Origin of the sequence: Minwuia sp., assembly GCF_048007105.1 — a bacterium.
Lineage (GTDB): Bacteria > Pseudomonadota > Alphaproteobacteria > Minwuiales > Minwuiaceae > Minwuia.
This window is the reverse complement of sequence record NZ_CP180352.1, coordinates 1,236,928-1,252,558: the sequence shown is the minus strand read 5'-3', so window position 1 is coordinate 1,252,558 and position 15,631 is coordinate 1,236,928. Positions and strand designations below refer to the sequence as shown.

At 65.8% G+C, this 15,631-nt stretch carries 13 protein-coding genes; 7 read left to right on the top strand and 6 right to left on the bottom strand.

The window, feature by feature from the left end:
* Positions 1-4: 4 nt before the first annotated feature.
* A complete protein-coding gene (locus tag ACMVY4_RS05915; protein ID WP_416899252.1) occupies positions 5-880 on the bottom strand; it encodes a LysR family transcriptional regulator in 876 nt (291 codons plus the stop codon).
* 101 nt (positions 881-981) lie between these two features.
* Here ACMVY4_RS05915 and glyA point away from each other — a divergent pair, with 101 nt between their 5' ends.
* Complete coding sequence (glyA, locus tag ACMVY4_RS05910) at positions 982-2,361, top strand: serine hydroxymethyltransferase (protein WP_416899251.1); 1,380 nt, start codon at positions 982-984, stop codon at positions 2,359-2,361.
* Here glyA and ACMVY4_RS05905 read toward each other — a convergent pair.
* The 4 genes from ACMVY4_RS05905 to typA all read right to left on the bottom strand — a co-directional run bounded on the left by ACMVY4_RS05905 (position 2,358) and on the right by typA (position 7,486).
* Positions 2,358-3,338 (bottom strand): hypothetical protein, encoded by a 981-nt coding sequence (locus ACMVY4_RS05905; RefSeq protein ID WP_416899250.1) that lies wholly within the window; start codon positions 3,336-3,338, stop codon positions 2,358-2,360. The two genes, glyA and ACMVY4_RS05905, sit on opposite strands and share 4 nt — an antisense overlap.
* A 68-nt stretch (positions 3,339-3,406) precedes the next feature.
* Positions 3,407-4,705, bottom strand: a complete 1,299-nt coding sequence (locus ACMVY4_RS05900; protein WP_416899249.1) for an NAD(P)/FAD-dependent oxidoreductase — start codon at positions 4,703-4,705, stop codon at positions 3,407-3,409.
* A gap of 55 nt (positions 4,706-4,760) precedes the next feature.
* Positions 4,761-5,603, bottom strand: coding sequence for an SHOCT domain-containing protein (locus ACMVY4_RS05895; RefSeq protein WP_416899248.1), 843 nt, complete (start codon positions 5,601-5,603; stop codon positions 4,761-4,763).
* Between the two features lie 65 nt (positions 5,604-5,668).
* Positions 5,669-7,486 carry a translational GTPase TypA gene (typA, locus tag ACMVY4_RS05890; protein ID WP_416900264.1) on the bottom strand — a complete coding sequence of 606 codons (1,818 nt, stop codon included), beginning with the start codon at positions 7,484-7,486 and terminating at the stop codon, positions 5,669-5,671.
* A gap of 156 nt (positions 7,487-7,642) precedes the next feature.
* On the opposite strand from typA, the gene ACMVY4_RS05885 reads away from it, so the two are divergent.
* Together ACMVY4_RS05885 and ACMVY4_RS05880 are read left to right on the top strand one after the other, a co-directional pair.
* Positions 7,643-8,830, top strand: a complete 1,188-nt coding sequence (locus ACMVY4_RS05885) for an aminotransferase class I/II-fold pyridoxal phosphate-dependent enzyme (RefSeq protein ID WP_416899247.1) — start codon at positions 7,643-7,645, stop codon at positions 8,828-8,830.
* 4 nt (positions 8,831-8,834) lie between these two features.
* The gene (locus tag ACMVY4_RS05880) at positions 8,835-11,144 is read left to right on the top strand and encodes a DNA translocase FtsK 4TM domain-containing protein (protein ID WP_416899246.1); all 2,310 of its coding nucleotides are present in this window, start codon (positions 8,835-8,837) and stop codon (positions 11,142-11,144) included.
* A gap of 3 nt (positions 11,145-11,147) precedes the next feature.
* Here ACMVY4_RS05880 and ACMVY4_RS05875 read toward each other — a convergent pair whose 3' ends face one another.
* Positions 11,148-11,606, bottom strand: a complete 459-nt coding sequence (locus tag ACMVY4_RS05875) for a DUF4345 domain-containing protein (protein ID WP_416899245.1) — start codon at positions 11,604-11,606, stop codon at positions 11,148-11,150.
* Between the two features lie 87 nt (positions 11,607-11,693).
* On the opposite strand from ACMVY4_RS05875, the gene ACMVY4_RS05870 reads away from it, so the two are divergent.
* From ACMVY4_RS05870 to ACMVY4_RS05855, 4 genes are all read left to right on the top strand, one after another.
* A complete protein-coding gene (locus ACMVY4_RS05870) occupies positions 11,694-12,554 on the top strand; it encodes an enoyl-CoA hydratase/isomerase family protein (RefSeq protein WP_416899244.1) in 861 nt (286 codons plus the stop codon).
* A gap of 144 nt (positions 12,555-12,698) precedes the next feature.
* The gene (locus ACMVY4_RS05865; protein WP_416899243.1) at positions 12,699-13,877 is read left to right on the top strand and encodes a CaiB/BaiF CoA transferase family protein; all 1,179 of its coding nucleotides are present in this window, start codon (positions 12,699-12,701) and stop codon (positions 13,875-13,877) included.
* A 13-nt stretch (positions 13,878-13,890) separates the two neighbouring features.
* Positions 13,891-14,949, top strand: coding sequence for an enoyl-CoA hydratase/isomerase family protein (locus ACMVY4_RS05860; protein WP_416899242.1), 1,059 nt, complete (start codon positions 13,891-13,893; stop codon positions 14,947-14,949).
* A 48-nt stretch (positions 14,950-14,997) separates the two neighbouring features.
* Positions 14,998-15,609 carry a pyridoxamine 5'-phosphate oxidase family protein gene (locus tag ACMVY4_RS05855; protein WP_416899241.1) on the top strand — a complete coding sequence of 204 codons (612 nt, stop codon included), beginning with the start codon at positions 14,998-15,000 and terminating at the stop codon, positions 15,607-15,609.
* Positions 15,610-15,631 lie beyond the last annotated feature (22 nt).

Below are 15,631 nucleotides of genomic sequence, written 5' to 3'. Positions count from 1 at the left end.
CCTCTCACGCCCGGGCCAGCAGGTCCATCAACTGCCGTGCCGGCTCGGTCGGCACATCCGGCCCTTCGATCACCAGCGCCTTGCCGGTCGTGGCCGTCGCCTCGAAGGGCCGGACCAGTGCGCCGGAGGCCAGGTCGCCGGCCACCAGGCAGCGGTGTCCCATGGCGACGCCGCCGCCGGCCTTCGCTTCGGCAATGGCCATGCTGTAGAGCGAGAAACGCGGCGCGGCCTGCAGGTCCGGCAAGGCAATGCCGGTGGCGTCGGCCCAGAGCGGCCAGTCGTCGGCCCAGGACTCGTCGACCAGCAGCATCATTCCTTCAAACCCGCCGTGCCTGCGGATCCGCTCGGCCAGCGCCGGCGTGCAGACCGGGAAGATCTCGTCGTCCTCGATTGCCCTTCCGGGATCGCGGTTTCGCGGCGGCCGGATGAAGATCGAGAGATCGAACAGGTTCCGCCGCAGGTCCGGCGGCGTCTCCACGGCATAGACCGAAACCATCACGCCGCCCATCTCGCCGCGGACCCGCGCAAGCCGCGGCTGCAACCAGAGCTGCGCCACCGATGGCAGGGCCGCGACGGTCAGGGTCGGACCGCGGTTGCGGTCGCGCATGATCCGCGCCGCCTCGAAGATGTTGTCGAAGCCCGCCGTCAGCCGCGGCGCCATGCTGCGCCCCTCGGGCGTCAGTTCCACGCCCTGCGCGCGGCGCCGGAACAGCGGCGCCCCTGCCCAGGTTTCCAGCGACTTGATCTGCTGCGAGACCGCGCCGGGGGTTACCGAGATCTCCTCGGCGGCCGCGGCGAAGCTGCCGAGACGGGCCGCAGCCTCGAAGGCGCGGAGGGCGTTGAGCGGCGGCGTTCTGGGCCTTCGCGGCGATACCGGCATCGATCTACCCGTAGATTTTCTATAGTCATTGTAGCCGCAATCTGGTTTGCGTGACCAGTAGCCGCGCGGCAGCATCGGCGGATCATCATCGGAGTGCCGCCATGCCCCTTTCGCGCCGTTCCTGGGTCCCCGCCCCGTCGGAGGACCTCGTCCAGTCCATCGCCGCCCGCACAGTCGGCGCCGGCTCGCCCGATCTGCTCGACAAGGTCTGGCAGCTGGCGCAACGCAGCCGACAGATCCACGAGCGGGACTGCTTCAATCTCAACCCGGCAACCAATGTGATGAACCCGAGGGCCGAGGCGCTGCTGTCCTCGGGGCTGGGCTCCCGGCCCTCGCTCGGCTATCCGGGCGACAAGTACGAGACCGGCCTCGAGGCCATCGAGGAGATCGAGGTCATCGCCGCCGAGCTCGCGTCGGAGGTCTTTCAGGCGCGCTTCGCCGAGATCCGCGTGCCGTCCGGCGCGCTGGCCAACCTCTACGCCTTCATGGCGCTCAGCCGGCCCGGCGACACCATCATCGCGCCGCCGGCGACCATCGGCGGCCATGTCACCCACCACCAGGCGGGCTGCGCCGGGCTCTTCGGTCTCCGGACCCTGCCCGCGCCGGCCGCCGCCGACGGCTACACGGTCGACACGGACGCCCTGCGCGAACTGGCCCGGACCGAGCGGCCGGCGCTGATCACCATCGGCGGCAGCCTGAACCTGTTCGAACACCCCGTCCGGGCGATCCGGGAGATTGCCGACGAGGTGGGCGCGAAGGTTCTGTTCGACGCGGCGCATCAGTGCGGGATCATCGCCGGGCGAGCCTGGGCCGACCCGCTGGCCGAAGGCGCGCATCTGATGACCATGAGCACCTACAAGAGCCTCGGCGGCCCGGCCGGCGGCCTGATCGTCACCAACGAGGCCGGTATCGCCGAGCGGCTCGACCGCATCGCCTATCCCGGCCTGACAGCGAATTTCGACGCCGCCAAGTCGGCAGCGCTGGCGGTCACCCTGCTGGACTGGCGCGAATTCGGCCCGGCCTACGCTGAGGCGATGATCGCCATGGCGCGGGCGCTGGCGGAGGCGCTGAATGCCGAGGGCGTGCCGGTCTTCGGGCGGGCAAGAGGCTTCACCCGCTCGCATCAGTTCGGCATCGAGGCGGCCAGGTACGGCGGCGGTCAGGCGGCCTCGCGGAAACTGCGGGCTGCCGGGTTCCTCGCCTGCGGCATCGGCCTGCCGCTGCCGCCGGTCGGGGGCGACACCAACGGCCTGCGCATCGGCACGCCCGAACTGGTCCGCTTCGGCATGACCGTCGCCGACGCGCCGCGCCTCGCCGGCCTGATCGCGGCAGCGCTGGCGTCCGACGACCCCGCCACCCTCGCCCCCGAGGTCGCAGCCTGGCGGCGGCAGTTCACGGCGCTGCATTTCGTGAGTGATACAAGATCGTCAAATTCCTTCGTCCACAGGATCAATAATCTCACGCACGCAGAAACAATCTAGTCAAATAACGAAAGTGGCTTAATGAATTGACCGTCGATATTTCTTGTATCATTATTTTGAATGGCAACAAATTGGTTATCATTTTTCATTTTTAGAAACCTACTAAATATCTTTTTATCTTCTCCAAATATTTCTAAGAATCCGTTCTTTACCCTCCAAGTATTTTCATTCTCATTTCTGCCATCCCCAATCAATCCATCATTTTCGAAAGAAATTATTTTACTCTTATTATTTTTTGGATTAAAAAATAGTCTATACTTTTGATTTTTCAAAGAATTTTCTATTGATAGATCTGATTTATCAATAGAACTGTCTAAATCGCCGCTTTTTAGAAGCGAGTTCCAGCCCTCATAGGACAAAAATAGACCGCTTTTTGGGCGACTTTTATCTCTGAGTTCTATTTGATCGGCAATCATATTCGGATGTGACTCAATTCTATCTAGCCGGTCCAAAATTTCGATTAATACTTTATTGCTTGGATCCCCAGACTCCTCAATTGTGATGCGCTCTCTATACCTGGAAACTGGATTTTCAAAATTAAGAGCGTCCTCTTCAATCATTTTTAACTGTGACCTCAATTCGTCCCGAGCTCTGTCAGAACCTGAAAATGAGCCTGATTCAATGAATATTGTCCCAATACCTGCTGTATCGAATGGTATCTTCGTGCCCGCTCGAGCTAAGTGAATATAAGGCTTCTTCGTAATGTGTCTTATTCCTATTTCATAAAATACATTGGGATTCAAAAGTGTAAGATCTGCGATCACAAGGTCTGATTCAAAAATGTCTCGTATCATATGATTAGTGATCTCACCGGGCTTCGCATCATCTATTGCGCGGCGCGCAACATATCCAAAGTCATCGGCAATAGGCTGGATCAAGCCAAAAAATACATCATCGGACCAATTTCTTACTTCGTCACCACTTTCCCCAATAGGGCATATGACAAAACACGTCTTCCCAGTTTGCTTGACAGCCATGACCAATCCTGAACAAACGTTATGCGCGAATAATCATAGATAGATTCGTGGAGAAATTGAACATTCTGCTACACCGCCGTCCCCGCCGTCAGGTCCGTGCCGTCGTGGAAGCGGCTGAAGCGGAAGGCGGAGAGGTCGAGCGAGGGCTGGCCGACGGCGATGATCTGCGCCACCAGCTTGCCGACGATGGGACCCATGCCGAAGCCATGGCCGGAAAAGCCTGTCGCCAGGATGAGGCCGCGCGGGTTCTCCTGCGCCTCGATCACCGGCAGCAGGTCGGGGGTCATGTCGATATAGCCGGCCCAGCTCTTCGCCGTCGCCGCCTCGCCGACCGCAGGGATCGCGCGCTTCAGATCGGTCAGCGCGGCGGCGAGCACTGCGTGGTTCGGCTCCGGGTCCAGCGTGCGGTAGCGGGTCAGCTCCCGCGCCAGCGCGCGCTCCGAGAAATGCCCCATCGCGGTGTCGAACAGGATGCGGCGGAAGCGGATGCGGAAATCGCGCATGTGCTGCTTGCCGACGCCGAAGAAGTGCCGCCCATGCAGCACGGTCTGCATCATCAGATCGGCGTCGGATGAGCGGACGGCGAAGTTGATCGAACCGTCCTGGCGCTGGCGGAAGGCGACGCCGCCCCAGACCGCCGACTCGGAGATCGGCGCGACAGGCTCCGTCCGACCGACCGAGCCCTTGATCCAGACCTGCGGGAACTTCAGCCCCAGATGGCTCAGCATCTTCGACGACCAGGCCCCGGTGGCCAGCACCACGACCGGCGCGCGGATCTCGCCATGCTCGGTCATCACGCCGGAGACGTGCCCGCCCTCGGTCAGCACCCTGAAGACGGCGCAGTTCTCCAGGAAGGTCGCGCCGCGCCCTTCTGCGGCGCGCGCCAGCGCCGGCGTCGCCTTGGCCGGTTCCGCATGGCCGTCGGAGGCGGTGTAGATCGCGCCGAGTTCACCCAGCGTCGTCCCCGGCACGATGCGCTCCACTTCTGACCTGTCGATGATGCGGCTGTCGAGACCGGCGCCCTTCGCGTGCTCCATCCAGCGCTCGAACATGGCCCGCTCTTCCCCGGTGCGGAAGACGACCATGTTGCCGCCGACGGTCCATTCCAGATCGGCGTTCAGTTCCCGCTCCAGCCCGCGCCAGATCCCGTTGGCCTCCATCATCAGCGGAATTTCCGCCGGATCGCGCCCCTGCTGGCGCACGAAGCCCCAGTTGCGGCTCGACTGCTCGCCGGCGATGCGGCCCTTCTCGCAGACCACCACGTTCATGTTGCGGTGGGTGAGATAGTAAGCCGTCGCCGTGCCATGGATACCGGCGCCAATGACGACGACGTCGGCTTCCTTCGGGATGGATCGTGTGTCGGACATGGGCCCTCCGTTCCGGACGGCCCATCCTTTCAGAGCTTCCGGTCCACCGGAAGCGTCAGATGCGGGCGAGCAGCTCCGCCTTCTTGGCGTCGTACTCGGCCTCGGTCAGCGCACCCTTGTCGCGCAGTGAGGCCAGCCGTTCGATGGTGTTCAGGATGGCGTCGACATCGCCGCCGGAGACCGCAGGCGCTGCCGCCGGGGCCGGCGATGGTGCTGGCGGCACGGCTTCGGAGGCCGGTTCCGGCTCGTGCGGCTCCGGTTCAACGGTCGCCGCCTCCGGCTTCACCGCCGCATCCGCAGGCTCGACCGCTTCCGGCGCCACGGGTTTCTCTGTCTCTTCCGGCTCGCTGGCGCGGGGCAGCTCGACGACCGAGAGCGTGCCGTACTGGCTCTGGAAGCTGAGCGCCGACAGCCCGCCGCCCTGCTGGCTCTGGGAGACCCCGCCGATCATGTGATCCTTCGTGTCGAACAGGTGCACCCGACCGCCATAGCGGATGGCCAGCCGCCGCGACGACGGGAAGACGGCATAGGCGATGTCGTTCTGGCTGCCGGTCGAGCTGGGCTGGCCCAATTCCTCGGGCCACCAGCCCTGCGAACTGCCGAACGTACCCGCAGGCGGCTGTTCGATCAGGCGCGGGCCGTTCATCGACTGCGCCAGATCCTGGCAGAGGTTGGATACCTTCGCCTGCAGGCCGTAGTTGAACATGTCGCCGACCATGGTCATGCCGCCGGCCAGCCACTGGCCGCTGCCGCCCAGTTCGGGAATGTTGAACTGCGCCATGGTGCCGTTGCCGCGGATAACCGCATGCAGCATGGCTTCGGCGGTTTCGGCGCTGACGCCGTGACGGTCCGCCGCCTGGCGGACCACGTCCCGGCCGGCTTCGGTCAGTCCAGTCATCGTGCTGTCCTCCGTTCGGGTCCGGTCAGCCTACCACGAGCGGCGGCTGCGCGTCCGGGCAGGGGTCAGGATGCCGCGCGGCGCTCGTTCTTCTTGCGCTCATGGCGGTCCAGGAAGCGCTTGCGCAGCCGGATATGGTTCGGCGTCACCTCGACCAGTTCGTCATCGTCGATATAGGCGATGGCCTGTTCCAGCGTCATCTTCCGGGGCGGCGTCAACAGCACCGCGTCATCCTTGCCTGCGGCGCGGATATTGGTGAGCTTCTTGCCCTTCAGCGGGTTCACTTCCAGATCGTTGTTCTTGGCGTTCTCGCCGATGACCATGCCGTCATACAGCTCCTCGCCCGGTCCCACGAACAACACCCCGCGCTCCTCGAGGTTCCACAGCGCGTAGGGAACGGCCTTGCCGTTCTCCAGGCTGATCAGCACGCCGTTGCGGCGGCCCTGGATCGGCCCCTTCCACGGCGCGAAGCTGTGGAAGACACGGTTCATGATGCCGGTGCCCCGCGTGTCGGTCAGGAACTCGCCGTGATAGCCGATCAGGCCACGCGACGGTGCGCGGAAGGTGATGCGCGTACGGCCTTCGCCGGAGGGGCGCATGTCGGTCATCTCACCCTTGCGCGCCGCCATCTTTTCCACGACCACGCCCGAAAACTCGTCGTCGAGGTCGATCACGACCTCCTCGATCGGTTCGACGCGGGTGCCTTCCTCGTCCTCGCGGAACAGGACACGCGGGCGGCTGATCGACAGCTCGAAGCCCTCCCGGCGCATGGTCTCGATCAGCACGCCGAGCTGCAGCTCGCCGCGGCCCGCGACCTCGTAGGCGTCCTTGTCCGCGGTCTCGGTGACGCGGATGGCGACATTGCCCTCGGCTTCCTTCAACAGCCGCTCGCGGATGACGCGGGACTGCACCTTGGAGCCGTCGCGGCCCGCCAGCGGGGAATCGTTGATTCCGAAGGTGACCGCCAGCGTCGGCGGATCGACCGGCTGCGCGTCAATGGCGTCGGTGACCGACGGATCGCAGAGCGTGTTGGAGACGCCCGCCGCCGTGACGCCGGCAATGGCGATGATGTCGCCAGCGCGGGCTTCCTCGACCGGCTTTCGCTCCAGCCCGTCGAAGCTGAGCAGCTTGGTCACGCGGATGGTCTCGACCGGCTTGCCGTTGCGGTCGATGGCGCGGATCGTCGAATTCGGACGGATGGTACCGTCATAGACCTTGCCGGTCAGCGTTCGGCCCAGGAACGGGTCGGCGTCTAGCAGGCTGGCCAGCATGCGGAACGGCTTCGACGGATCGCCCGCCGGCTCCGGCACGTGGCGCAGGATCAGCTCGAACAGCGGCGTCAGGTCGCCGCCGCCGGCGCTCGGGTCCTCCGACGCCCAGCCGTCGCGGCCGACGGCGTAGAGCATCGGGAAATCGAGCTGTTCGTCATTGGCGTCCAGCGCCGCGAACAGGTCGAAGACCTCCTCGTGCACCTCGTCGGGACGGGCGTCCTGGCGGTCGATCTTGTTGACCACGACGATGGGCTTCAGCCCCAGGCCGAGCGCCTTCGAGGTGACGAACTTGGTCTGCGGCATCGGGCCCTCGGCGGCGTCGACCAGCAGGATGACGCCGTCGACCATCGACAGGATGCGCTCCACCTCGCCGCCGAAATCGGCGTGGCCGGGCGTGTCGACGATGTTGATGCGGGTCCCGTTCCAGACGACCGAGGTGCACTTGGCGAGGATGGTGATTCCCCGCTCCTTCTCCAGGTCGTTGGAGTCCATCGCCCGTTCGGCGAGTTGCTGATGCGCCTTCACGGTTCCGGACTGGCGGAACAGGGCGTCGACCAGCGTGGTCTTGCCGTGATCGACGTGGGCGATGATGGCTATGTTGCGGCGCGGCATGTTTTCCATGGCGCGCCTTCTACAGGGGGAATGTTGCAACGGCAATGCAACATATCGGGACCGGCCCAACCTTTCACAGACAAGTTGCGGAAATGTTCCCAACCCACTAATCTGCCTGAGTCTTTTTCTCTGCACTGATTCGCTCGCCGCCGCGCCATGACCAATGCACGCCTCGACGAACTGACGGATTATCCGTTCCAGCGACTCCGGAACCTGCTCGACGGGACCGAAGGCGGCGGTCCGATGCTGAATTTCGCGCTGGGCGAACCGCAGATGGGCCCGCCCACGCTTCTGACCGAAGGGCTGGCGTCCGACACCGCCGGATGGGGCAAATACCCGCCCGCGAACTCGACGCCGGAACTGCGCGGCGCCATCGCCGACTGGCTCGACCGGCGCTACGGCCTGACAGGCGACGCCGCGATGGATCCGGAGAGCGAGATCATGCCGCTGAACGGCACCCGCGAGGGGCTGTTCCAGATCGCCAACCTGGTGGTGCCCGCCGTGCGCGCGGCGACGCGGCCCCTGGTGCTGGTCCCGAACCCCTTCTACCAGTGCTATATGGGCGCCGCCGTGATGGCCGGCGCCGAGGTCGGACTGATGCCGGCGATCGCCGATAATGGCTTCCTGCCCGATCTGGAGGCGCTGGACCGGGAGACGCTGCACCGCGCGGTGCTGATGTATGTCTGCACGCCGGCCAATCCGCAGGGCTCGATGGCGGACGAGGCCTATCTCGAGAAGGCGCTGGAAATCGCGCGGGCCAACAACATCGTCCTCGCCCTCGATGAGTGCTACGCCGAGATCTACGACGAGACGCCTCCGCCGGGCGGGCTGCAGATTGCGGCGGCCACACCGGAACGGTTCGCCAATCTGGTCGTCTTCCATTCCCTGTCCAAGCGGTCCAGCGCGCCGGGCCTGCGTTCGGGCTTCATGGCCGGCGACCGGGACCTGGTGGCGCGCTTCGGCAAGCTCCGCAGCTTCGGCGGCGCGCCGCTGCCCAACCCTGTCGCGGCCGCATCGACCGCCCTCTGGCGGGACGAGGCGCATGTCGAGGGGATCCGGGCGCATTACAGGCGGCTGTTCGATATCGCCGACGAGACGCTGGGCAACAGGCGCGGCTATTTCCGGCCCGCCGGCGGATTCTTTCTCTGGCTCGACGTCGGCGACGGCGAGGCCTTCGCAAAGAAGCTCTGGGAAGCCTCGGGCGTCCGCGTGCTGCCGGGCGGCTACCTCGCCCGCGACGAGGCCGCCGGCAATCCCGGCCAGCCCTTTGTCCGCGTGGCGCTGGTCCATGACGAGGCGACGGTGCGGAAGGCGCTGACCGCGATCGCGGCACTGATGGAGTAGGTACATGTCGAGCACGGATGCAGGCCGTTCGATCTCTTTCGCCCCGCCGGAGCTGAAACGCTTCCTGCGCCGCCGCGCGGTGGAGACGGGCGGGCTGTTGATCGCTGCCCTGTCGCTCGCGGCGCTGCTGGCCATCGCCAGCCACGACGCCGCCGATCCCAGCTGGAACCGCGCCACAGATGGCGCCGTCGCCAACTGGCTCGGCGCACCCGGCGCCATCTTCGCCGACCTGATGCTGCAGGCCGCCGGGCCGGTGACGCTGCTGCTGTTCGTCGTGCCGTTCTGCCTCGGCATCCGTGTCGCGGCGCACCGTCCGGCCGCTCGGCCGCGCCGCCGCGCCGTCTTCGCTCTGGCCGGAACGGGCGTTGCCGCCTTCGGGCTCGGCGCGGCCTCGGACATGGCCGGCTTCGGGGCGACCCAGTTCGGCGGCGTGCTCGGTTCAGCCGGATCGCTGATGGCGGGTCTCGCGCCGGAAGGCATCGCCTGGATCGCGCCCGTGGCCGGCGCCCTGCTGGTTCTGTCGGGCCTGATCATGCTGGCCTGGGCCTCGGCGGTACCGCCGGGCTGGATGGCGCTGCCGGTGACCGTCTTTTTCCGCCGCCCGTCCGCCGAGGATGACGACGACGATGCCGCGGAGACCGACGGCACGGCGAAGGCCGAACCGCGGTCGAAACCGCAGAAGCCGAAGCAGACCCGCGCCGAGAAGCGGGTGAAGGCGAAGGCCGCGAAGCCGAAGCCCGGTGTCCGGGCCGAGAAGGAACGCCAGCCGGAACTGGCCCTGCAGCCCGACGCGGAGAAGGAAGAGCCGCAGCTGCCGCCGCTCTCACTGCTCTACGAACCCACTGCCGACGACTACCCCGAACGGGCCAGCGCCGAGGCCCTGGAACAGAACGCCCGGATGCTGGAAAGCGTGCTTGACGATTTCGGCGTGAAGGGCGAGATCACCGATGTCCGCCCTGGCCCGGTCGTGACCCTCTACGAACTCAAGCCCGCGCCGGGCACGAAGTCCTCCCGCGTGATCGGCCTCGCCGACGACATCGCCCGCTCGATGAGCGCGATCTCGGCCCGCGTCGCCGTGGTGCCGGGCCGCGACGCGCTCGGCATCGAATTGCCGAACAACACCCGCGAGATCGTCTTCCTGCGCGAGATGCTGGCTTCGGCCGAGTTCGAATCGCACAAGGGCACGCTGACCCTGGCGCTGGGCAAGGATATCGGCGGCGATCCGGTCTTCGCGGATCTCGCCAAGATGCCCCACCTGCTGATCGCGGGGACCACCGGCTCGGGCAAGTCGGTCGGCATCAACACCATGATCCTGTCGCTGCTCTACCGGCTGACCCCGGACCAGTGCCGCATGATCATGATCGACCCGAAGATGCTGGAACTGTCGGTCTACGAAGGCATTCCGCATCTGCTGACCCCGGTCGTCACCGACCCGAAGAAGGCCGTCGTCGCGCTGAAATGGGCGGTGAAGGAGATGGAAGCGCGCTATCGCAAGATGTCGGACCTGAACGTCCGCAACATCGCGGCCTTCAACCAGCGCGTCGCCGAAGCGGCGAAGAACGGCGAGGAGCTGTCCAAGCGGGTGCAGACCGGCTTCGATCCCGAGACCGACGAGGCGACCTTCGAGGACGTGCCGCTGGACACCAGCCCGATGCCGCAGATCGTCATCATCGTCGACGAGATGGCCGACCTGATGCTGGTCGCCGGCAAGGAGATCGAGGGCGCGATCCAGCGGCTGGCGCAGATGGCCCGCGCCGCCGGCATTCACCTGATCATGGCGACGCAGCGGCCCTCGGTCGACGTCATCACCGGCACCATCAAGGCCAACTTCCCGACCCGGATCAGCTTCTCGGTCACCTCCAAGATCGACAGCCGCACCATCCTGGGCGAGCAGGGCGCCGAGCAGCTGCTTGGACAGGGCGACATGCTGTTCATGCCGAACGGCAGCCGCGTCGGCCGCGTGCATGGCCCATTCGTCTCCGACGGCGATGTCGAGAAGATCACGAAGTGGATCGCAAAGACCGGCAAGCCGGAATACCTGGACGACATCACCCGTGAGCCCGAGGGCGAAGGCGATGGCGGCTTCGGCATGGAGGGCGGCGGCAATTCATCAGACGATCCGATGTTCGACCAGGCGGTCGAGGTCGTGGCGCGGTCGGGCAAGGCCTCGACCAGCTTTGTGCAGCGCCAGCTGAAGATCGGCTATAACCGCGCCGCCCGTATCATCGAGCAGATGGAAGAAGAAGGCATGGTCTCGGCCGCCGACCATGTCGGCAAGCGCGAGGTCCTGCTGCGCAACCCTGACGAGGACTGACGTTCAGTCGAGCCGCAGCCGGCTCAGCCACAGGGCGACGAGCGGCATCCCGACCACTTCCAGCAGTACCGAACCGATGGCGTCGGGCCCGGTGATGACGTCCATGTCGCCGATGCTCAGCCGCGCGATGCCGCCGACCCAGACGGCGAAGATGATGGCGTAGAGGGTCTTCTTCATCGGCCCCGGCCGGGCGGCGCACAACAGGATCACGAACCCCAGCCCGAGCCAGACGCCGCCGACGAAGCGGATGTGATTGTCCTGCTGCGAGAACCTGTCCGCATCGGTGATGGCGAAGAACTCGCCGCCGGTTTGCATGCCCAGCGACGCCAGGCCGCCGAAGCCGATGTCGATGCCCGAATAGACGGCGATCAGGCCGCAGACCGTGATGAAGACGCGGAACAGGATCAGGCTCGGTCGGCTGGCCAGGATGTTCACGTGGCTGCTCCGCTGCATATGGCCCATCGGGTGTTCGCCGATGCGTCGCGGCCCCGAATGCTCTAGATTCGCCCGAAGCTATCAGGAACATGTGGTTTCGGGGAGGGAACTGTCATGCGCACCGGCACATTCAAGGGCTACGAGACCTGGATCAGCGATCCCGGGATTCTCTGGATCCGGTTCAACCGCCCGGAACAGAAGAACGGGATGACAGCGGTCGTCAAACGCGACCTGATCGAGACGCTGACCGAGGCCCAGATGGACAACGCCGTCCGGGTGATCGTCTTCACCGGCTCCGGCGACAGCTTCTCCGCCGGCGACAATCTGAAGGGCTACGCCCGGCTCGACCGGGAGAGCGACGACAACCAGGTGAAGCTCATTCCCGGCGGCCACGACACCGGCATCGGCACCTATTCGGCGCTGCGCACGGTCTCCCAGGCGCTCAACACGCGCATCCGGGAGATGGACAAGATCACCATCGCCGCGATCAACGGCGTCTGCATCCAGACCGGGTTCTCGCTGGCGCTGAGCTGCGACTTCCGCATCGCCTCGACCGAGGCCCGGCTGGGCAGCGGCACGCTGCGCTTTGCGCTGCTGCCGGACGAGGGCGGACAGTATCTGCTGGTCCAGCACATGGGTCTGGCCAAGACCATGGACTTCCTGATGCGGAAGAAGATCGTCCCGGCGGCCGAGGCCCAGGAACTGGGACTGGTTGGCGAGGTTGTCGCCCCCGACGCGCTGATGGACGCCACCGAGGCTCTGGCCCGCGAGATGGCCGAAGGTCCGCAGGTCGCCATGCGGCTGCTGAAGCGGTCGGTCTACAATGCCGCGGAGATGAACTGGCTGCAGGCGCTGGACGACATCGCCGGCAAGACCGCCGTGTCCGATCACCATCCGGATTCGCGGGAAGGCATCGCCTCGTTCAAGGAAAAGCGCAAGCCGGCCTTCAACAAGTGGCTCGACGAGGCCGGCTGACCCATGACCGCATGGATCTCCCAGCCTGTCACCCCCGCCCTGTGCGGGGGTCCGGTGCGGCTTCGCCGCGAGTTCTCAGGATGCGACCGGATGCCCGCATGAAGCGGGCATGACATCCGGGACAGGATCGCGGAGGCACTGACAATGAGCGTCCTTCAGGGCATTCGCGTGATCGACGCCGCCACCTATATCGCGGGGCCCAGCGCGGCGACGGTGATGAGCGATTTCGGCGCCAACGTGATCAAGGTGGAGCCACCGACGGGCGACGCCTATCGCGGGCTGCAGCAGATGCCCGGCATCCCGGAGGCCGACACCGAATATCTCTGGCATCTCGACAACCGCAACAAGCGCAGCCTGCGGCTGGACCTGTCGGACCCGGACGAGATGGCGGTGATGCGGGCGGTGATCGCCGAGGCCGACATCTTCATCACCAACCACCCGCATCCGGTCCGCCGCAAGCTCGGACTGGAATACGAGGACCTGGCGCCGCTGAACCCGCGTCTGATCTATGCGTCGCTGACCGGCTTCGGGGAGACCGGGCCGGAGGCCGACAACCGCGGCTACGACCTGTCGACCTACTGGGCCAGGTCGGGCCTGATGCATCTGGTCCGCAACGACATGGACGGCCCGCCGGCCGGATCCGTGGCCGGACAGGGCGACCACCCGACCGGCATCGCGCTGTTCGGCGCGATCATGCTGGCCCTGTTCGAACGGGTGAAGACCGGGCATGGCCGGGAGGTGCATACCTCGCTGATCGCCAACGGGCTCTGGTCGAACGCCTGTCTGGCCCAGGCGGCGTTGGCCCGCGGCGAACCACCTGTCCGCAAACCGCGCGAGGCGCCGTGGTCGGCGCTGGTGAACCTCTACCGCAGCCGCGACCAGCGCTGGTTCATCTTCTCGGCGCTGCAGCCGGACCGGGACTGGCGGCGGCTGGTGGCGGCCATCGACCGCCCGCACCTGCTGCACGACCCGAATTTCGAGACCATGGAGAAGCGGCGCGACCACGCCCGCGAACTGGTGGCCCTGCTGGATCCCATCTTCGCGGAGAAGGACTGGGCCGACTGGAAGGTGATCTTCGACCGGGTCGAACTGCAGGCGGGACCTGTCTACGACACCTTCGATGCGGTCGCCGATGCGCAGGCCCGGGCCAGCGGCGCGATCATGCCCGGCGAGGCGTTGCCGGAGATGATCGACAGCCCCATGTGGCTGACCGGGGTGACCAAGACCGCGCCGCGCCCGGCGCCGTCGCTGGACCAGCACGGCCCGGATATCCGGGCGGCCATCGCAGCGGGGCGCTCGCCCTGGACGACCGAACAGAACTGAACGGCGGAGTTTCATGACCGATACCGACGACGAGATCGTCTTCGGCCGCGAGGGCGGCCTGGGCACCGTATTGCTGAACCGGCCGAAGGCGCTGAACGCACTGACCCACGAGATGTGCGTGGCCCTGGACAAACAGCTTCGCGACTGGGCCACCGATGGGGGCATCAAGGCCGTGCTGGTGAAGGGCGCGGGCGAGAAGGCCTTCTGCGCCGGCGGTGACATCCGCAAGCTCTATGACGAGGGCCGGGCCGGCGGCCGCTATCCCTACGATTTCTACCACGACGAATACATCACCAACGCGCTGATCCACTACTTCCCGAAGCCTTATGTCAGCTTCCTGGACGGCATCGTCATGGGCGGCGGCTGCGGCGTCTCGATCCCCGGCAGCCACCGGATCGCGACCGAACGGGTGATGTTCGCCATGCCGGAGACGGGCATCGGGCTGTTCCCGGATGTCGGCGGCTCCTTCTTCCTGTCGCGCTGTCCGGGCCGGGTTGGCGAATATCTGGCCCTGACCGGCGCGCGGCTGAAGGCGGCGGACTGCGTCCATGCCGGTGTCGCGGATTGGCATGTGCCGTCGGACCGGCTGATCGAGCTGGAAACGGCGCTGAAAGACGCTGATCTGACCGATTTCGAGCGGGCAAGCGCCGTGATCGCTACGTTCGCGGCCGATCCGGGCGAGGCGCCGCTGGCGCAGATGCAGACCGGCATCGACAGGCTGTTCTCAGGCGATTCGGTCGAGGCGATCCTCGCCGCGCTAGACGACGACGGCGGCGAATGGGCGGCGAAGCAGGCCTCGATCATCCGCGCCAAGTCGCCGACCTCCAGCAAGATCGCGCTGCGTCAGGTCCGCGAGGGCGCCAAGCGCGACTTCCATGGCTGCATGCAGATGGAATGGCGGATGGTGAACCGCATCATCGCCGGACACGACTTCTATGAAGGCACAAGGGCCACCGTGATCGACAAGGATCAGGCCCCGAAATGGCAGCCGCCGTCGCTGGAGCAGGTCTCCGAGGCGGATGTCGATGCCTACTTCGCACCGCTGGATGACGGCGATTTGAAGTTCGATTGACAGCGCCGCCGCCCTAGTTCCGTCGGGAACGCGACGACGGAGACCGCCATGAACGCGCCGAACAGCGATATCGCCTTCACGCCGACGGTGAAGAAGGCCCAGGAAGAGCGCGGCTCCCGCCGCAACTATGCCCGCATGGAGGAGAAGGGCGGCTGGCGCGTCGAGATCGACGCCGATCTCGCCGCCTTCATCGCCGAACGCGACAGCTTCTATCTCGGCACCGCCAACGCCGACGGCCAGCCCTACATCCAGCACCGCGGCGGCAAGCGGGGGTTCCTGAAGGTGCTGGGACCGACGACGCTCGGCATCGCCGACTTCGCCGGCAACCGCCAATACATCTCTCTGGGCAATCTGGCCGACAACCCGAAGGCCTTCATCTTCCTGATGGACTATGCCAACAAGCGGCGCATCAAGATCTGGGGCGAGGCGCGCTTCGTCGAGGGCGACGAAATCCTGGAGAAGCGGCTCGCCGACCCCGACTACCCGGGCAGGGTCGAGCGCGCGCTGGTGTTCGAGGTGAAGGCCTGGGACGTCAACTGCCCGCAGCACATCACCCCGCGCCACGACGAGGAGATGTTGCAGATGGTGAACCAGAAGCTGCTGCTGCGCGTCGCCGAACTGGAGGCGGAGAACGAGCGGTTGCGGGGCGAACCGGGATAGTTTGCTGCGTCATCCCGGCCTT

Excerpts from the sequence above, each read along its gene's own strand:
- glyA (WP_416899251.1), top strand. The coding sequence starts at position 982 with ATGCCCCTTTCGCGCCGTTCCTGGGTCCCCGCCCCGTCGGAGGACCTC.
- ACMVY4_RS05860 (WP_416899242.1), top strand. The coding sequence starts at position 13,891 with ATGACCGATACCGACGACGAGATCGTCTTCGGCCGCGAGGGCGGCCTG.
- ACMVY4_RS05855 (WP_416899241.1), top strand. The coding sequence starts at position 14,998 with ATGAACGCGCCGAACAGCGATATCGCCTTCACGCCGACGGTGAAGAAG.
- ACMVY4_RS05880 (WP_416899246.1), top strand. The coding sequence starts at position 8,835 with ATGTCGAGCACGGATGCAGGCCGTTCGATCTCTTTCGCCCCGCCGGAG.
- ACMVY4_RS05915 (WP_416899252.1), bottom strand. The coding sequence starts at position 880 with ATGCCGGTATCGCCGCGAAGGCCCAGAACGCCGCCGCTCAACGCCCTC.
- ACMVY4_RS05885 (WP_416899247.1), top strand. The coding sequence starts at position 7,643 with ATGACCAATGCACGCCTCGACGAACTGACGGATTATCCGTTCCAGCGA.
- ACMVY4_RS05875 (WP_416899245.1), bottom strand. The coding sequence starts at position 11,606 with ATGGGCCATATGCAGCGGAGCAGCCACGTGAACATCCTGGCCAGCCGA.
- ACMVY4_RS05865 (WP_416899243.1), top strand. The coding sequence starts at position 12,699 with ATGAGCGTCCTTCAGGGCATTCGCGTGATCGACGCCGCCACCTATATC.
- typA (WP_416900264.1), bottom strand. The coding sequence starts at position 7,486 with ATGCCGCGCCGCAACATAGCCATCATCGCCCACGTCGATCACGGCAAG.
- ACMVY4_RS05900 (WP_416899249.1), bottom strand. The coding sequence starts at position 4,705 with ATGTCCGACACACGATCCATCCCGAAGGAAGCCGACGTCGTCGTCATT.
- ACMVY4_RS05905 (WP_416899250.1), bottom strand. The coding sequence starts at position 3,338 with ATGGCTGTCAAGCAAACTGGGAAGACGTGTTTTGTCATATGCCCTATT.
- ACMVY4_RS05870 (WP_416899244.1), top strand. The coding sequence starts at position 11,694 with ATGCGCACCGGCACATTCAAGGGCTACGAGACCTGGATCAGCGATCCC.
- ACMVY4_RS05895 (WP_416899248.1), bottom strand. The coding sequence starts at position 5,603 with ATGACTGGACTGACCGAAGCCGGCCGGGACGTGGTCCGCCAGGCGGCG.